Raw genomic sequence first — 15,775 nt, forward strand, 5'->3', positions numbered from 1 at the left:
CCGCCCGTGGCCGGTTCCGTGCGTCACTCCGACGGGACAGCGCAGGTCTCCTCGGCGGCGGTCTGCCCGGGGGCGTCGAGCGGTTCCGGAGCGGGCTCCGCGGCGGCGGGGTCGGTCGGCGCAGGAGCGGAGGTGCCCCCCTCGACCGGCGGCGCGGGCTGCTCCTCCGCGGGAGTCGACGCGAGCACGACCGGCTCGTCGTTCAGAACCTTCGCCATCAGCTCGCCGCCGAGCACCGTGTCCGGCACGACCTTGCCCGGCCGGTCCGGGTCGTCCAGCGCCGGGTACTGCACGAACACCATCTGCGCGAGGTCGACGTCCTTGAGGGCCAGCGCGAGCGAGATCATCGTCGACGGGTTCGTCAGCGTGGTGGAGAGGTGCACGTTCGAGGACACCGCCTGCGCGAGTCCGTAGAGCGCGGGCACGTTCGACAGCGTGTCAGCCGAGCGGACCGTGCGCATCAGCGAGGCCAGGTACTGCTGCTGCGAGGAGATCCGGCTGAGGTCGCTCTCGTCGCCGACGCCGTGCCGGGTGCGGAGGAACGCGAGCGCGGTCGCTCCCGAGACGGTGCTCGTGCCGGCGGGGAGGTCGAGCCCGGAGTCGGTGTCGCGGATCGGCCCGGTGAGGCAGATCGGCACTCCCCCGACGGCGTTGCTCATCTCGATCACGCCGTTGAAGGAGACCCACCCCGCGTACGGCACGGTCAGGCCGGTGAACTGCTGCACCGTGTCGTTGACGCAGGAGAGCCCGCCGGCCTCGAACGCGGAGTTCAACGGGACGTCGGCGGTCGCCTCCGTGACCTCGCCGGTCTCCGGATCGGTGCAGGCCGGGCGGTCCAGGACGAGGTCGCGCGGGAAGCTGATCACCGTGGCGCTGCGGTGATCGGCGGAGACGTGCAGCAGGATCGTGACGTCGTTGAGCGTGCCGTCGCGGACCCCGAAGGCGTCGCCCTGCACCGCGTCGTTGTCGGTGCCCACGATGAGGACGTTGAAGCCGCCCTCGATCGCACCCAGCTGTGCAGCCCGCGGCTGCGCGGAGGGCGCGATCCCGAGGTCGACCGCGTTGCCCGCGACGTTGCTCGTGATGCTCGCGGTCGCGATCCCGACCAGGCAGGCCCCGCTCACGGCGAGGACCGCGACGGCGGCCGCAGCGCCGCGGAGCAGAGTCCGCGGTCCCGAGCGCGGCCTCAGCCGTCCGTGCCGTGCGCCACCCGCCGTCGCCATCCGTCCCCGCCACCCCCGCAGCTCGTGCCGCCGTCCGCGCGGCGCCCGGGCCAGTGTACGGAAGCGCTTCGACCGGGAGCGGACGGCGTCGCGCCGGGTAGCCTTCCCCGGTGACGACCCCCACCGCAGCGCTCGATCTCGGCTACGCACGCCTGGCGGTCGGCGCCTGGGGCCTCGTGCACGCGGCACTCGCCGCAGTCCTGGTGCCGTTCGTGCTCCTGGGCACCGCGTCCGCGATCGACCCGGGCATCGACGGCTGGAAGGACCTGCGCGTGCTGTCGCCCGCGGTGCAGTGGGCCGTGCTCGGCGCGTGGCTGCCCGTGCTGATCCCGCCCGTCGTCGGGTTCGCGGTGGTCCGGCGGCTCGCGAGACCGCTGCGCTGGTGGTGGGTGACGCAAGCGACCGGGGTCCTCGCGACGCTCGTCCTGCACTTCCTGCCGTACCTCTTCTTCACGGCTCCGCCGCCCGCGATCGGCGCGTAGCGGCACAGCCTCTGCCACCGTCTGTGCCACCGTCGCCCGGTACGCTCGTCAGCGGATCCGAGAGGGAGGCGACCGGTGCTGGAGACGATCCTGGAGGCTCTCTCCCTCATCACGCTCCCGCTGGGGCTGCTGTTCCTGTTCGCGGCGTTCGTGGGGCTGCTGATCGACGGGCGGTGGTCGACGACGACCGCCTACCTCGAGGACGGTCCGCCGCGCGCGCTGCACTGGGTCACCCGTGCGGGCGAGGTGCGCTCTCGGCCGCTCGCCGTCGACGACCCGCTGACGCCGGTCGGCTCGGACCAGCGCGAGGTCTACTACCGCGAGGAGGACCCGGAGCGGATCCGGCTGCACCGGCGCGCGGATCCGGTGCGGGCGCTGCGGCTGACGGGCCTGATCCTGGTCGGCACCGGCGCAGTCTGCGGGATCCTGTCGACGGTGCTCGCGATCCTCGGGAGCTGAGGCCGCGGCGGTGTGCTCGGCTCACGTGCGCCGGGCTCGGGTGCGCCGAGCTAAGGTGCGCCGGGCTCAGGCCTCCGGACGCCGCTCGTCGTCGATCGCGCGGCGGTGCGCCTCGTCCTCGCGATCGAGGGCGGCGGCGCTCGCCGGAGTGATGACTCCGGCCCGCCGCAGCGCGCTCGTCACCGCCGATCGGACGACGAAGTAGACCGCGACGAGGACGAGCGCGAACCAGAAGAGGTTGATCACGAGACCGGTGAGCAGGGCTCCGAAGCTGGGTTCCATGCCCTCCACGCTAACCACCGAGTCCGTCCGGAGCCGAGTGCGCCCACCCCTGAAGTCGCGGCGATCCGCCGATCGACCCGTCACGAACGGCTCTCTCAGCACGTCGGCGAGAGCCGTCCGCGACGGTTCGACCGCCCACGGGGTGCGCTGCGGAGCCTCAGCGCCAGTGCGCGAGCGTCGCCTCCATCAGCAGGCGGGCTCGGGAGAGCTGCCCGCGGACCACGGTCGCGCTGACGCCGAGCTCGGCGCCGATGTCGTCGTAGCTGCGCTGCTGCAGCTGACGGAGCTCCCAGCAGCGGCGCTGCAGCTCCGGCATCCGGCCGAGCACGGCGCGCGCCTCGGCGACGAGCGCCGCCCGCTCCGACACCGCGGTCGGGCAGTGGTCGAGCGACTCGGGCAGGTCCTGCTCCAGCTCGGCGTGGTTCTGGTGGTCGCTCGAGCGCAGCCGGTCGTAGCAGCGCCGGCGCGCCGTGGTCAGCAGCCAGCCGACGATCGTCTCGCCGTCGATCACGCTGTCCATGTGCGTCCAGGCGGCGAGGAACGTCTCCTGCACCACGTCGTCCGCCTCGCTCGAGGCGCGGAGGATGCGCAGCGCCGTCGCGCGCAGCAGAGAGGTGTGCCGGCGGACGATCTCGGCGAACGCGCGGTCGTCGCCCGAGGCCGAGCGGATGACGAGCATCCGATCGGAGTCGGGCGGGAGCAGCGGAAGCGCGGGCGCGAGGACGGCGCGCGAGCGGCGGGCGGCAGCGGTGCCGGCAGTGGGGGCAGTGGCGGACGCGGTGGCGGTGGCGAGCATGCGGGCTCCGGTCGTGAGGTTGATGTGTACGCATGATTCGGAGCAGACCTGGGAGCGGATGGCGGGAAGGGCCGCTCTGGCGCGACAGGACGGCCGGAACGTCGCCACATCAACGATTCTGAGCACCTGCGCAGCCGCTGCCGGTGGGGCGTCCGTTGTTGCCGGTCGAGCAGCCCGGAGGGGCGTATCTCCTTGGCAGAGGCGCTCGCACACATGCTGGTCGAGTAGCCCCGGAGGGGCGTATCGAGACCCACCGTCGCCAGCAGGGCAGCCTGCAGCCCCGCCTTCCGACTCCGGTGGATCTCGATGCGCCCGCTCTGCGGGCTACTCGATCAGCATGAGCGCGACCACCACCGCCGGACACCGACTCTGAGAACCGGCGCCGCGCAGCGCACGGTTCGCTGACAGGCCGCGCGGATCGACCTGCGGCGGGGTGAGAGTGACGGGATGACCACGACATCGACGACACCGACCCCCCCGTCCGGCACCGCACGCACCGCCCTCCTCGCCGGCGCCTCCCGTGGGCTGGGCCACGCCCTCGCAGCGGAGTTCCTCGGCCGCGGCTGGGACGTGATCGGCACCGTCCGCGATCCCGGCCGGCGCACCCCTCTGCACGAGCTCCAGGACGAGGTCGGCGCGGACCGCCTGGCGATCGAGCGGCTCGACATCACCGACGAGGAGGGGACGCGGGCGCTTCGGGAGCGCCTGACGGGTCGCGTGCTCGACCTGCTCTTCGTGAACGCCGGCACCACGACGAGCGAGGACACGCCCATCGGCCAGGTCTCGACGGAGGACTTCGTCGAGGTCTTCGTCACCAACGCGCTCAGTCCGATGCGCGTGATCGAGACGCTGCAGGACCTCGTCGCTGGCGACGGCCTGATCGGCGCGATGTCGTCGGGGCAGGGCAGCATCGCGAACAACACCGGCGGCGGGCGGGAGGTCTACCGCGGCAGCAAGGCGGCGCTCAACCAGTTCCTGAAGAGCTTCGCGGTGCGGCAGTCCGGCACGGGCCGGGCGATCGTCCTGATCGCGCCGGGTTGGATCCGGACCGCGCTCGGTGGCGACGACGCGCCGTTCACGATCGAGGAGAACGTGCCGAAGGTGGTCGACGTGCTGATCGGCCGCCTCGGCACGCCCGGGATCGCCTACCGCGACTTCCGCGGCGAGGTGGTGCCCTGGTGACGGCGGTGCGGCGCCGGTCCTGCGACTCAGGTCCTGCGGCGCCGAGCCTGCGATGGCGCTCCTCCGGAGCCGGTCCTCCGGTGACGGTGGTCCTCCGTACGCTCGGGGGGTGCCCTCTCCTCGACCCTTCCAGCAGCGACTCCTCCGGCAGCTCGTCGGCACGCTGAGCGGCCAGCGCCCCGCCGCGCCGGTGAGCCGGCGCTCGCAGCGCGCCGTCCTCGCCGAGCAGACCGTGCGCGGCGTGCTCGAGCTGGCGGTGCGGCTCGGCGAGACCCTGCTCTCGCTGGGGTCCGCGGCCGCGGAGGTCACCGAGACCATCGAGCGGGTCTGCCGCGCCTACGGCATCGAGGTGCAGGTCGACCTCACCTTCACCTCGATCCTGGTCGTGCACGACGGCAGCGAGGACTCGCCCAGCGTGAGCGTGCTGCGCGTCGTCGCCTCCCGCAGCGCCGACTACGAGCGGCTCGCCCGCGTGACGACGCTGGTCACCGCGATCACCGACGGCTCCCCCGAGGTCCGGGTCGCCGACACCGTCGACTCGTCGACCGCGCGCGACCAGGCCCGGCAGCAGTTCGAGGACGCGCATGAGCGGCTCGACGCGATCCTCGTCCAGCCGCACCGCTACCGGCGGAGCGTCGTGACGCTCACCCTCGCGGTGATGGCCGCGGGCGTCGCGATCCTGCTCGGCGGCGGGCCGCTCATCGTCCTCCTCGCCGCGCTCACGACCGCCGCGATCGACGGCGTCAACCAGCTGCTCGGCCGCTGGGGGCTGCCCGCCTTCTTCCAGCAGATCGCCGGAGCCGCGCTCGCGACCGGAGTCGCGGTGCTGCTGCTCGCGGTCGTGCCGCAGCTGCCGGTCGAGTTCGCCGTGCTGCCGCCGGCACTGGTGGTCGCCTCCGGAGTCGTCGTGCTGCTCGCCGGGCTCTCCTTCGTCGGAGCGGCGGACGACGCCATCAACGGCTTCCCGATCACGGCCGGCGGCCGGCTGCTCGAGGTCGGGCTGCTGACGCTCGGCATCGTCGTCGGGATCGCCGCCGTGCTCGACGGCGCGCGCACCCTCGGCGTCGAGCTGGTGCTGGTCGACTCCTATGCCCGCCCCTGGCCGGCGAGCGTGCAGGTCCTCGGTGCCGGCATCGCAGCCGGGGCCTGGGCGCTCTCGTCGCACACTCCCCCGCGGCCGGCGCTCGTCGCCGCGCTCACCGGTGCGGGAGCGTGGGTCGCCTCCGACGCGCTGAGCGGGCTGGGCGCCGCGCCGCTGCTCGCCAGCGCCGTGCCCGCGATCGTGATCGGCCTGCTCGGCGAGACCCTGGCCGAGCGCTGGCGCGTGCCCGCCGTGGTGACCACCGCCTGCGGCATCGTGCCGCTGCTCCCCGGCCTGACCCTCTACCGCGGCGTGCTCGACCTCACCTCCGGCCGTGGCCCCGAGGGCGGGATCGAGCTGCTGCTCCAGGCGGGCATGATCGCGATCGGGCTCGCGGGCGGCGTCACCCTCGGCCGCATCGCGTACCGGCGGCTGCGCACTCCGGTCGTCCGCGCGGTGGCGCCGGTGCGGGCGCGCCGCTCCCCGCATCCGGAGTCGGCGCCGACCGCCGAGGAGCCGCTCGCGCGGACGGGCACGATGCCGATCATCAGCACGATCGGGGTGACCGAGCCGACGGAGGACGACCTCGCCGGAGGGGCTGCGGCGGCGAAGGACTGACGCCCGATGGCAGTGCGCGGCGTCACTCGCTGTCGATGCGGCCGATCTCGCGCCCGTCCTCGCGGAACGCCGCCCGCGCCGCCGACCAGCTGCTCTCGTCGACGCCGAGCGCCGTGCGGAGGTAGGCCGTGGTCAGCTGCTGGATCGTGGAGAGTCGCGCGGGATCCGCGTCCGTCGTCTCGGCGACCTCCTCGCCGACGATGCCGCCGAGCGAGTGCTCGCCGCCGTGCAGGGTGAGCAGGTCGGTCGCGCCCGGGCTCTGCGTGTAGGCGTCGGTGAACCAGTCCGGCCCGCGCCGGGAGAGCCGCGACTGATCGCGGTCGCCCGCGACGACGAGGGTCGGCGTGCTCAGCTGCGCGAAGGAGGGGCGGAGGAAGGGGAAGGCCGCCTGCGCGAACGGCTCGAGGTCGTCGCCGGCGACGCCCGTCGCGGCGAGGAGGACGCCGGCGCGCACCCGGCGGTCGGAGCGGTCCGGGCTGAGCGAGCCGTCCTCTCCGACGATGCGGGCGCCGAGCAGCGTCTGCGCCGTCTGCGCGCCCCAGGAGTGCCCGGCGACGGCGACGCGGCTCGAGTCGACCCGGCCGGCGAGACCGGGCACGGCCGCCTCGAGGACGTCGAGCCGGTCGAGCACGCGGGTGAGATCGGCGATCCGCTCCTCCCAGATCGTCGGGAAGACGGGATGGTCGAAGCCGAAGCCGTGACGCCTCGAGTCGAGGTGTGTCGGCTGGATCACGACGAAGCCGCGCGAGGCCCAGTACGCGGTGAGCGGCGCGTAGCCGTCGTGGTTCCAGCCGTTGCCGTGCGAGAAGAGCACGACGGGGAGGTCCGTGCCGGTCGCCGGGGCGGAGATCCGCACGGTGAGCGGGACGGGGCGGCCCGGAGCGTCGAGCTCGACGGGGGCGACCGAGACGACGGGGAGTGCTCCGGAGAGTACTTCTGGGAGTGCTTCGGGCAGAGAGGTGGGGACGGTGCTGGTCATGCTGGTGCCTTCCGGTTCGCGCTCTGCGATACTGCTTATCGGAGCGACGTTCCGCAACGATACGGAGCGCTGTTCCGTTAAGCAAGCGGAGCGTTCGGAGGAGGAGCAGCAGTGACGGATCATGGCGGCGCCGACCCGGCGGTCCCCCGCGTCGGCCGACCCCGGCGCGACTCGCAGGCCCTGCTCGACGCGGCCGCGGCGGTCTTCGTCGAGTCCGGCGTCGACGCCCCCGTCCGCGAGATCGCGAGGCGCGCCGGCGTGGGCACGGGCACGATCTACCGGCACTTCCCCACCCGGGCCGACCTCGTGGTCGCCGTCTACCGGCACCAGGTCGAGGCCTGCGCCGAGGCCGGGCCGCGACTCCTCGCCGAGAGCGACTCGCCCGAGGCGGCGCTCCGCGCGTGGCTGGCGCTGTTCGTCGACTTCCTGGTCACCAAGCACGGGCTGCCGGATGCGCTGCAGGGCGACGGCGCCGGCTCCGACGCCCTGCACGCCTTCTTCGTCGACCGGCTGGTGCCGGTCTGCGCGACGCTGCTCGAGGCGGCGATCGCGCCGGACGCCCCGCCGGTCGAGGCGTACGGCCTGCTGCGCGGCATCGGCAATCTCTGCATCGGCGGCGCGGGCGACCCGCGCTACGACACGGACGCCCTCGTGCAGCTGCTCGTCACCGGTGTCCTGGCGCGCGGCGGGTCCTGAGGCGCGGTCCGAGGCGCGGCCGCCTCAGTCGCCGAAGCGGGTCCCCTTGTGCGGGGCGCCGGTGCGGTCGTAGGTGGTCCAGACTCCGACCTGGCGCCCGCGATCGAACGACCCGCTGCGCAGGCGGGTGCCGTCCAGGCGGAACCACTCCCAGTAGCCGTGCAGCTCGCCGTCGAGCGTGGCGCCGCGAGCGCGGAGGCTGCCGTCGCGGTGCAGGACGTCCTGCGGTTCCGGGTCGGTCATCGGTCTCCTCCTCGTTCGTGCTGTCGCATGCCGCGTCGTCGCACGCCGGATCGTCGCACGCCGAGCCGGCCGGCTGCGCTTGGATGGACGGATGACCGCGCTCATCGTCGCCGCCCACCCCGATCGGGACTCGCTCACCCTCGCTCTGGCCCGACGGCTCGCGGAGGAGCTGCCGCCGGCCGAGCTCGCGGATCTCGCCGCGGAGGGCTTCGACCCGCGCTTCAGTGCGGCCGACCGGCACAGCTACCGCGTCGCGGGCGAGTACCCGGCCGACGTCGCGAGCGAGCAGCGCCGGCTCGACGCCGCCGAGCACCTCGTGCTGGTCTTCCCCGTCTACTGGTGATCGATGCCGGCGCTGCTGAAGGGCTGGATCGACCGCGTCTTCGTCAACGGGTGGGCCTTCGAGATCGACCCGGCCGACGGGATGCGCCGGAAGCTCGGCGGGCTCACCGTCCACCTCGTGCCGATCGCCGGCGACAGCGCCGGGGTGTACGAGCGGCACGGCTACGAGCAGTCCCTGCGCACCCAGATCGAGCACGGCGTCGTCGACTACTGCGGCGCCGTGCGCGGCACGACGGCCTTCGTCCACGACTCTGAGCAGGAGGACGCCGCTGCCCGCGCGGCGAGCATCGACCGCGCGGTCGCGGCCGTCGTCGCCGCGGTCCGCGGGCGTGCCCCCGCGTCGGCCGAGTAGCCGCCTCGGCCGCCCTCCTTCTCGCCCTCGCCGCCCTTCGTGCCGGTCGAGCAGCCGCCTCCGGCGGCATTCATTCTGGTCGAGTAGCCCTGGAGGGGCGTATCGAGACCCGCCCAGCTCAGCACGGTGGATCTCGATATGCCCGCTCCGCGGGCTGCTCGATCGCCATGGGGTCGCCGTCCGCAGCCGCGATGCGGGCGGCGGGCTTCATGCTGGTCGAGTAGCCGTCTTCGGCGGCCCTTGCATGCTGGTCGAGTAGCCGCCACCGGCGGCGTATCGAGACCCACGATCACTGAGAGATCCGGGAGCGAGCCTCCTCCACACTCGGGTTCCGACGACGTTGTCCCCGATCAGCCCGTGGTTCCGACCCGGCCGTCGGTGGCCCCTGCTTCGATATCCGTATGTCAGAAGATGAGAACGCGGCAGCACTGGCGGAGGTGCGCGACTGCTTCGACGACTCCGCGGCCGCCGAGCGCGCCGCCTCGCCGACGCGCCTCAGAGCCGCGGAACGGATGCACCGCGGCCACCGCATCGCGCTCACCGTCCCAAAGGCGTTCGCCCGCGGCGCGACGCGCAGCGAGACGCGAGATCTCGTCGAGCGCTCCATCCGCGCCGAGCTCGCGGTGACGCTCGGCGTGTCCGAGCGGGAGGTCTGCCGACGCCTCGAGACCGCGCAGATGCTGATGGAGCACCTTCCCCTCACTCGCGCCCTACTGCGGGACGCGCGGATCCTCTGGGAGGTCGGCGAGGCGATCTGCAGAACCGCGAGCACCCTCCCGGAGGCCTCCCGCGCGGCCCTCGACGAGCGCGCCGCCGACGCCGCGCTGACGATGACGACCACGCAGCTGCGCCGAGCCCTGACCCGCTGGCGGGAGGAGCTGCACGAGCAGCCCCTCGCCGAGCGTCACGCCCGCGCCCGCGAAGACCGCGCGGTCTGGGTCACCCCGGACGTCGACGGGATGGCGACGCTCTGCGTCCACGCTCCTGCACCGGTCGTCTCCGGTGCCTACGACCGGCTGCGCCGCATCGCGCGCACCCTCCGCGACGACGGCGACCCCCGCACCCTCCAGCAGCTCAGCGCCGACGCGGCCGTCGATCTCCTCTGCGACGGCGATATCGCCGGCACGACCCCGGACCCCGAGCACCGGTCGCACCCGACCTTCGTCCCCGGAGTCCGCGCCGAAGTACGCCTCACCCTCGCCGCCTCCACCGCCGTCGGTCTCGACGACGCGCCCGCGGATCTCGACGGCTACGGCCCGGTCCCCGCGCCGATCGCCCGCGAGCTGATCCGCACCGCCGCCTCCTTCACCCGCGTCCTCACCGACTCCGATACCGGCGCGGTCGTCTCCGTGGGCCGCACCCACCGCGTCCCACCGCCGCAGATGCGCCTGCACCTGCAGCTGCGGGACCAGACCTGCCGCTTCGCCGGCTGCACCCGGCCCGCCAGCACCAGCGAGGCCGACCACACCCTCGAGTGGCGCAACGGCGGAGAGACCTCCCTCGAGAACCTCGTCTCGCTCTGCACCTCGCACCACCATCTGCGGCACGGCGACCAGTGGACATACATCGGGAGCGGTGACGGGACGATCGTCTGGACGAGCCCGACCGGTCGAAGGATCAGCAACCGGCCGCCGCCACTCCCCGGCCGACCGCCCGACCCACCGCCGAAGCCCCGCTTCATCGACGTTCCCGCGCCGTTCTGACGACGGCGCGTCTCGATACGCCCGCTGCGCGGGCTACTCGATCAGCAGGCAGGGGCTGCTCGAGCAGGATGCGCGGTGCGCTCCGCGGGCTGCTCGATCAGCAGGCAGCGTGCGCGATACAGGCGTGCGCTCCGGGCCGCACATGCTGGTCGAGCAGCCCCGGCGGGGCGTATCGAGACCCGTCCAGGCCGGCACGGTGGATCTACTTGGAAGAGACGCCCGCAAAAATGCTGGTCGAGTAGCCCCGGAGGGGCGTATCGAGACCCGCCCACCGCGGGGACGTCGGTCTCTTCCCCGTCCTGCACTGGCGCCGGAGGCGCCCCCTCCGCTCGACACGCCCGCGTGGCGGGCCACTCGATCAGCAGGCAGGGGCTGCTCGATCAGCACGCGTCCGGGGCAGGGGCGGCGCCGTGATCGGATCGCGACAGCCCTCGATCCGATCGGGACACCCGCCGTCGGCCCCCGCCGCGAGGCTGGATCCATGACCGACACCACCACAGTCCCCCTCCTCACGGACGACCGGCTCGCCGGCCGCACCGCCCTCGTCACCGGCTCCTCCAGTGGACTCGGCGAGGCCATCGCCCACCGACTCGCCTCGTCCGGCGCGCACGTCCTCGTGCACGGCCGCGACGGGGCGCGCACCGAGGCGGTCGCGCAGGCGATCACCGCGGCCGGTGGCACCGCCGCCGTGCTCGTCGCCGACCTCGGCGGCACGCCCGACGCCACCCGAGCCGTCGCCGCCGAGGCGCTGCGCCTGCTCGGCGGCCGGATCGACGTGCTCGTCAACAACGCCGGCGTCTTCCCCGTCGGCCCGACCGCCGAGCTGAGCGACGCCGACGTCGACGCGCTGCTCGTCACCAACATCCGGGTCCCGCACCAGCTCGTCGGAGCGATCGCGCCGGCGATGGCCGAGCGCGGCTCCGGCGTGATCATCAACATCACGTCGTGGATGGCGCACGTCGGCACCCTCGGCACCGCCCTCTACCCGGCGACCAAGGCCGCGCTCGACCACCTCACCCGCGCCTGGGCGGCCGAGTACGGCGCGGACGGCGTGCGCGTCGTCGCGGTCGCCCCCGGCGCGACACTCACTCCCGGCAACGCGCACGCCTCGGCGATCCTCGACGCGATGACCGCCCCGACCCCTGCCGGCCGCCCCGGCCGCCCGGACGAGATCGCCCAGGCCGTGCGCTGGCTCGCGACCGACGAAGCGTCCTACGTGCACGGCACGACCCTGCTGGTCGACGGCGGCATCGTCGGCGCGCGGCGCTGACCGCGGACCCGGGAGCGCAGGTCAGTCGACCTGCACCAGCCGGCCCGGGTGCAGCGCGGCGTCGGCGGCGGGGGTCGTCTCGTAGGCGCGGCGGTAGTCGCGGCCGAAGTGCGACGCGCTGGCATAGCCGACCGCTGCCGCCGCGCCCGCGGCCGTCTCGCCGCGCACCAGCAGGAGGCGCCGCGCCTCGCCCAGCCGCAGCCGGCGCAGGTAGCCGAGCGGCGACATCCCGGTCAGCTCGCGGAACCGCCGGGTGAGCGTCGGCACGCTCGTGCTCGCCTCCGCGGCCAGCGCGTCGAGCGTCCAGCCGTGGGCGAGCGCGCCGGTCATCGCGTCGACCGCCCGGGTCACCGCGGCCGAGCGGACGGCGGACGACGCCGACAGCAGGCGCGGCGCCTGGTCGCTCTGCAGCAGCCGGAGCACCAGCTCGCGCGACACCGCCGGCCCGAGCACCGGGATCTCCTCCGGTGCGTCCAGGAGCCGGAACAGGCGGTGCAGCGCGTCGGCGAGCTCCGGGGTGATCGTGCCGATGCGCTCCGGGATCGCCGCGGCGGGCCGGTGCGCGACGAGCCCGGCGACCTCGGCGACGAGCACCGGATCCAGGTGCCAGTTGGCCGAGACGAAGTCGCCCTGCTCGCCGGTCTCGACGACAGCCGCGATCACCGGCAGGTCGACCGGCGTGATCAGGAAGCGGCCGGCGCCCCACTGCTCATCCGAGTCGCCGACGATCGAACGCTTCCGGCCGGAGAGCACGAGGCTCAGCGTCGGCGGGAAGCGCGTGTAGACCAGCGAGGTCGGCGCCGTGACCCGGTGCAGCCGCAGGTCCAGCGCGGCGGCGCGCTCCGGATGCTCCAGGTGCCGGCGGGCGAGATCGGCGGCGGCGGCGAGGTGCTGCCGGGCGCTCCCGGGCGGGGCGGTCACGGGCGCGGCAGCGCCGCGAGGGCGAGCTCGCCGATCTCGGCGACGCGCTCCGCGCTCCCACCGTCGCGGGCCTGCGTCGACATCCCGGTCAGCACCGCGACGACGAAGGCGGCCGTCCGCGCCGCGTCGGTGCCGGGCGGCACATCCCTCTCGGCGATCCCCCGCTCGATGCGCGCGGCGATGACGTCCTCCATCGAACGGCGGCGCTCGGCCAGGCGCGGCTCGCTCAGCACGAAGCAGCCGGAGGGCGTGCCCGGGTCGGAGTAGCCCGCGGCGCTCGAGCGGACGACGGCGGCCAGCGCGTCCCAGGCCGTCGGCGCGTCGAGGAGCCGGGCGAGGGCGGCATCGGCGGTGTCCGCGTAGCAGCTCGCGGCGGCACGGAACAGCTCGTCCTTGTCGCCGAAGGCCGCGTAGAGGCTCGGCGCCGAGATGCCGATCTCTCGGGTGAGCACGGCGACCGTCGTCTCGTCGTAGCCGTCGCTCCAGAAGCGGCGCATCGCCGTGTCGAGCGCCTCGTCGCGGTCGAAGCCCCTCGGTCGTCCTGCCATGCTCCGATTCTATAACAGTCGCTACGGAACGTGCTAGCGTGCGTCGCACCGATTCTTTATCGACCATTACAGAAAGGCACTCCCATGCAGATCCAGGACTCCGTCGTGCTCGTGACCGGCGCCAACCGCGGCATCGGCGCCGAGTTCGTCCGGCAGCTGACGGCTCGCGGCGCCCGCACCGTCTACGCCGCGGCGCGCGACGCCTCGACGATCGCCGCCGCGCCGGGCGTCGTGCCGATCGCGCTCGACGTGACCGATCAGGACCGCATCGCCGAGCTCGCGGCGAGCCTCGGCGACGTGTCGATCGTCGTCAACAACGCCGGCATCGCCCCCACTGTCGACTTCGTCACCGGCGACCTCGACGAGATCCGCCGCACGGTCGAGACCAACGCCTTCGCGCCGCTGATGCTCGCGCGCGCCTTCGCCGGGAGCCTCGGCCGGGCGGGCGGCGGCGCCGTGCTGAACGTGCTCTCCGTGTCGGCCTTCGTCTCGTTCCCGGGCTCGGAGTCGTACTCGATGTCCAAGGCCGCGGCCTGGAGCGTCACCGACGGCCTGCGCCTGGCCCTCGCTCCGCAGGGCACCCAGGTGCTCGGCCTGCACATGGGCCTCGTCGACACCGACATGGCCTCGTGGTCGGACGCCCCGAAGTCGAGCCCCGAGGCGATCGTGACGGCCGCCCTCGACGGCCTCGAGCGCGGCGCCGCCGAGGTCCTCGCCGACGACACCGCCCGCGCGGTGAAGCCCGGCCTCGCCCTCGACCCGAGCGAGCGGTACGTGGACGTGCTCACCGCCACCCGGTGACAGCTCATGCTGGTCGAGTAGCCGCCGTGGGCGGCATATCGCGCCTCATGCTGGTCGAGTAGCCCCGCAGGGGCGTATCGAGACCCACGGTCACCAGCAGGACAGGTCTGCAGACTCCACTTCTGACGCTGGTGGATCTCGATACGCCCGCTGCGCGGGCTACTCGATCAGCAGGGGTGCGCCCGCTGCGCGGGCTACTCGATCAGCAGGGGTGCGCCCGCTGCGCGGGCTACTCGATCAGCATGGAACGGCCGACACGAAGAGGACGCTCCCTCCCAGGAGTCGGAAGGGCGTGGCCGCCGCTTGCCATCATGCTGGTCGAGTAGCCCCGCAGGGGTGTATCGAGACCCGCCGTCACCAGCACGTCAGGTCTGCACACTCGCCCTGCCGACGCCGGGTGGAGGCCGGTCCGCGATCTCCGACGCCGTGCGGCCACTGCTCCGCCTTCGCGGGAATAGAGTGGCCTTTAAGACGCAGAAGCGGAACTCCTTCCCGCACCGTCGAACCCAGGAAGGCCCCTCCATGACGCTGCCCCGCGCCGCCGCCGCACTGCTCTCCTCCGCGGCCCTCCTCGCGGTCCTGGCCGGCTGCTCCGCCTCGGCACCCGCCGAGACCGCGACAGCCGAGGCCTCGAGCACGCCGACCGCGACCAGCGCACTCTCCGGCTCGATCACCGTCTACGCCGCCGCGTCGCTGAAGGGCACCTTCACCGAGATCGCGACCGCCTTCGAGGCCGAGCACCCGGGCACCACCGTCGAGCTCACCTTCGCCGGCTCGTCCGACCTGGTGACCCAGATCACCAACGGCGCCCCCGCCGACGTCTTCGCCTCGGCCGACGAGAAGAACATGGCGAAGCTCACCGACGCCGACCTCATCGAGGGCGACCCCGTCGACTTCGCGACCAACACCCTCGAGATCGCCGTCCCGCCGGCCAACCCCGCGGGGATCGCCTCGTTCGCCGACCTCGCCCGCGAGGGCGTGAAGACGGTCGTCTGCGCGGCCCAGGTCCCGTGCGGCGCGGCGACGGTCACCGTGGAGACCGCGACCGGCGTCGACCTCCGGCCGGTCAGCGAGGAGTCGTCGGTCACCGACGTCCTCGGCAAGGTCACCTCGGGCGAGGCCGACGCCGGCCTGGTCTACGTCACCGACGTCGCCGCCGCCGGCGACGCGGTGACCGGGATCGAGTTCCCCGAGTCGTCGCAGGCCGTGAACACCTACCCGATCGCCCCGGTCGCCGGCTCCGCGAACCCGGACCTCGCGGCCGCCTTCACCGCGTACGTGGCCGGCGACGACGGCCGCACGGTCCTCGCCTCGGCGGGCTTCGGCGCCCCCTGAGCACCGGCCCCCTCCGCCGAATCGGCTCTACGATGGCTCCCATGCCGCAGATCCGGATCAAGAACGCCGCCGACTACCTCGGCGTCAGCGACGACACCGTCCGCCGGTGGATCGAGAACGGCACCCTCGCGAGCAGCAAGGACGCGTCCGGCCGCAGCGTCGTCGAGGGCCTCGACCTCGCCCGCCTCGCCCGGCAGAACGCGATCCTCCCCGTCGACCCGAGCGAGGTGGGCCGCTCGGCGCGCAACCGCTTCGTCGGCATCGTCACCGAGGTGGTCTCCGACACCGTGATGGCGCAGGTCGAGCTGCAGTGCGGCCCGCACCGCGTCGTCTCACTGATGTCCGCCGAGGCCGTCCGCGAGCTCGGCCTCGAGCCGGGCTCGCCCGCGATCGCGATCGTCAAGGCGACGATGGTCGTGGTGGAGACCCCGAACGGGAAGGCGTGACGCGCTCGCCCGTGAC

Annotated in this window: 17 protein-coding genes and 1 pseudogene; 11 read left to right on the top strand and 7 right to left on the bottom strand. The window is 73.7% G+C overall.

Annotation, left to right across the window (positions count from 1 at the left end; genetic code table 11):
* Positions 1-23: 23 nt before the first annotated feature.
* Positions 24-1,124 (bottom strand): LCP family protein, encoded by a 1,101-nt coding sequence (locus MT350_RS06600; RefSeq protein ID WP_243600260.1) that lies wholly within the window; start codon positions 1,122-1,124, stop codon positions 24-26.
* Positions 1,125-1,333: 209 nt separating this feature from the next.
* On the opposite strand from MT350_RS06600, the gene MT350_RS06605 reads away from it, so the two are divergent.
* Positions 1,334-1,705: a hypothetical protein gene (locus tag MT350_RS06605; protein ID WP_243615585.1), complete on the top strand. Its 372-nt coding sequence runs from the start codon at positions 1,334-1,336 to the stop codon at positions 1,703-1,705.
* Between the two features lie 75 nt (positions 1,706-1,780).
* On the top strand, positions 1,781-2,164 hold the full coding sequence (locus MT350_RS06610) for a hypothetical protein (RefSeq protein ID WP_123737123.1): 384 nt from the start codon (positions 1,781-1,783) through the stop codon (positions 2,162-2,164).
* A gap of 66 nt (positions 2,165-2,230) precedes the next feature.
* Here MT350_RS06610 and MT350_RS06615 read toward each other — a convergent pair whose 3' ends face one another.
* Together MT350_RS06615 and MT350_RS06620 are read right to left on the bottom strand one after the other, a co-directional pair.
* Positions 2,231-2,446: a hypothetical protein gene (locus tag MT350_RS06615; RefSeq protein ID WP_243600263.1), complete on the bottom strand. Its 216-nt coding sequence runs from the start codon at positions 2,444-2,446 to the stop codon at positions 2,231-2,233.
* A gap of 157 nt (positions 2,447-2,603) precedes the next feature.
* Positions 2,604-3,242: an RNA polymerase sigma factor gene (locus tag MT350_RS06620; protein WP_243600264.1), complete on the bottom strand. Its 639-nt coding sequence runs from the start codon at positions 3,240-3,242 to the stop codon at positions 2,604-2,606.
* Between the two features lie 447 nt (positions 3,243-3,689).
* Between MT350_RS06620 and MT350_RS06625 the strand changes: the two genes are divergently transcribed.
* Together MT350_RS06625 and MT350_RS06630 are read left to right on the top strand one after the other, a co-directional pair.
* The gene (locus MT350_RS06625) at positions 3,690-4,424 is read left to right on the top strand and encodes an SDR family NAD(P)-dependent oxidoreductase (RefSeq protein ID WP_243600265.1); all 735 of its coding nucleotides are present in this window, start codon (positions 3,690-3,692) and stop codon (positions 4,422-4,424) included.
* A gap of 109 nt (positions 4,425-4,533) precedes the next feature.
* Positions 4,534-6,123, top strand: coding sequence for a threonine/serine exporter ThrE family protein (locus tag MT350_RS06630; protein WP_132437122.1), 1,590 nt, complete (start codon positions 4,534-4,536; stop codon positions 6,121-6,123).
* Between the two features lie 22 nt (positions 6,124-6,145).
* Here MT350_RS06630 and MT350_RS06635 read toward each other — a convergent pair whose 3' ends face one another.
* Positions 6,146-7,102, bottom strand: a complete 957-nt coding sequence (locus MT350_RS06635) for an alpha/beta fold hydrolase (protein ID WP_243600266.1) — start codon at positions 7,100-7,102, stop codon at positions 6,146-6,148.
* Between the two features lie 111 nt (positions 7,103-7,213).
* Between MT350_RS06635 and MT350_RS06640 the strand changes: the two genes are divergently transcribed.
* Positions 7,214-7,798 (top strand): TetR/AcrR family transcriptional regulator, encoded by a 585-nt coding sequence (locus tag MT350_RS06640; RefSeq protein ID WP_243600267.1) that lies wholly within the window; start codon positions 7,214-7,216, stop codon positions 7,796-7,798.
* A gap of 24 nt (positions 7,799-7,822) precedes the next feature.
* On the opposite strand, the gene MT350_RS06645 is transcribed toward MT350_RS06640, so the two are convergent.
* The gene (locus tag MT350_RS06645) at positions 7,823-8,041 is read right to left on the bottom strand and encodes a toxin-antitoxin system YwqK family antitoxin (protein ID WP_243600268.1); all 219 of its coding nucleotides are present in this window, start codon (positions 8,039-8,041) and stop codon (positions 7,823-7,825) included.
* A 91-nt stretch (positions 8,042-8,132) separates the two neighbouring features.
* On the opposite strand from MT350_RS06645, the pseudogene MT350_RS06650 reads away from it, so the two are divergent.
* The 3 genes and pseudogenes from MT350_RS06650 (at position 8,133) to MT350_RS06660 (ending at position 11,708) form a co-directional block, all read left to right on the top strand.
* A pseudogene (locus MT350_RS06650) lies at positions 8,133-8,735 on the top strand (NAD(P)H-dependent oxidoreductase).
* Between the two features lie 401 nt (positions 8,736-9,136).
* Positions 9,137-10,438: an HNH endonuclease signature motif containing protein gene (locus tag MT350_RS06655; protein ID WP_243615586.1), complete on the top strand. Its 1,302-nt coding sequence runs from the start codon at positions 9,137-9,139 to the stop codon at positions 10,436-10,438.
* Between the two features lie 481 nt (positions 10,439-10,919).
* A complete protein-coding gene (locus MT350_RS06660) occupies positions 10,920-11,708 on the top strand; it encodes an SDR family NAD(P)-dependent oxidoreductase (protein WP_243599268.1) in 789 nt (262 codons plus the stop codon).
* A gap of 21 nt (positions 11,709-11,729) precedes the next feature.
* Here the strand turns inward: MT350_RS06660 and MT350_RS06665 are convergent, their stop codons facing one another.
* Both MT350_RS06665 and MT350_RS06670 read right to left on the bottom strand, forming a co-directional pair.
* Positions 11,730-12,629: an AraC family transcriptional regulator gene (locus MT350_RS06665; RefSeq protein WP_243599267.1), complete on the bottom strand. Its 900-nt coding sequence runs from the start codon at positions 12,627-12,629 to the stop codon at positions 11,730-11,732.
* Positions 12,626-13,177, bottom strand: coding sequence for a TetR/AcrR family transcriptional regulator (locus tag MT350_RS06670; protein WP_243599266.1), 552 nt, complete (start codon positions 13,175-13,177; stop codon positions 12,626-12,628). Before MT350_RS06670 ends, MT350_RS06665 begins: the two co-directional genes overlap by 4 nt.
* 84 nt (positions 13,178-13,261) lie before the next feature.
* Here MT350_RS06670 and MT350_RS06675 point away from each other — a divergent pair, with 84 nt between their 5' ends.
* From MT350_RS06675 to MT350_RS06685, 3 genes are all read left to right on the top strand, one after another.
* Positions 13,262-13,978 (top strand): SDR family oxidoreductase, encoded by a 717-nt coding sequence (locus MT350_RS06675; RefSeq protein ID WP_243615587.1) that lies wholly within the window; start codon positions 13,262-13,264, stop codon positions 13,976-13,978.
* Positions 13,979-14,500: 522 nt separating this feature from the next.
* On the top strand, positions 14,501-15,313 hold the full coding sequence (gene modA, locus MT350_RS06680; RefSeq protein ID WP_243599264.1) for a molybdate ABC transporter substrate-binding protein: 813 nt from the start codon (positions 14,501-14,503) through the stop codon (positions 15,311-15,313).
* Positions 15,314-15,354: 41 nt separating this feature from the next.
* Entirely contained in the window at positions 15,355-15,759 is a 405-nt protein-coding gene (locus MT350_RS06685; protein ID WP_123737136.1) for a molybdopterin-binding protein, read from the top strand.
* Positions 15,760-15,775: the final 16 nt, after the last annotated feature.

The sequence above is a fragment of the Rathayibacter sp. VKM Ac-2928 genome (genome assembly GCF_022815545.1).
Classification (GTDB): Bacteria; Actinomycetota; Actinomycetes; order Actinomycetales; family Microbacteriaceae; genus Rathayibacter; species Rathayibacter festucae.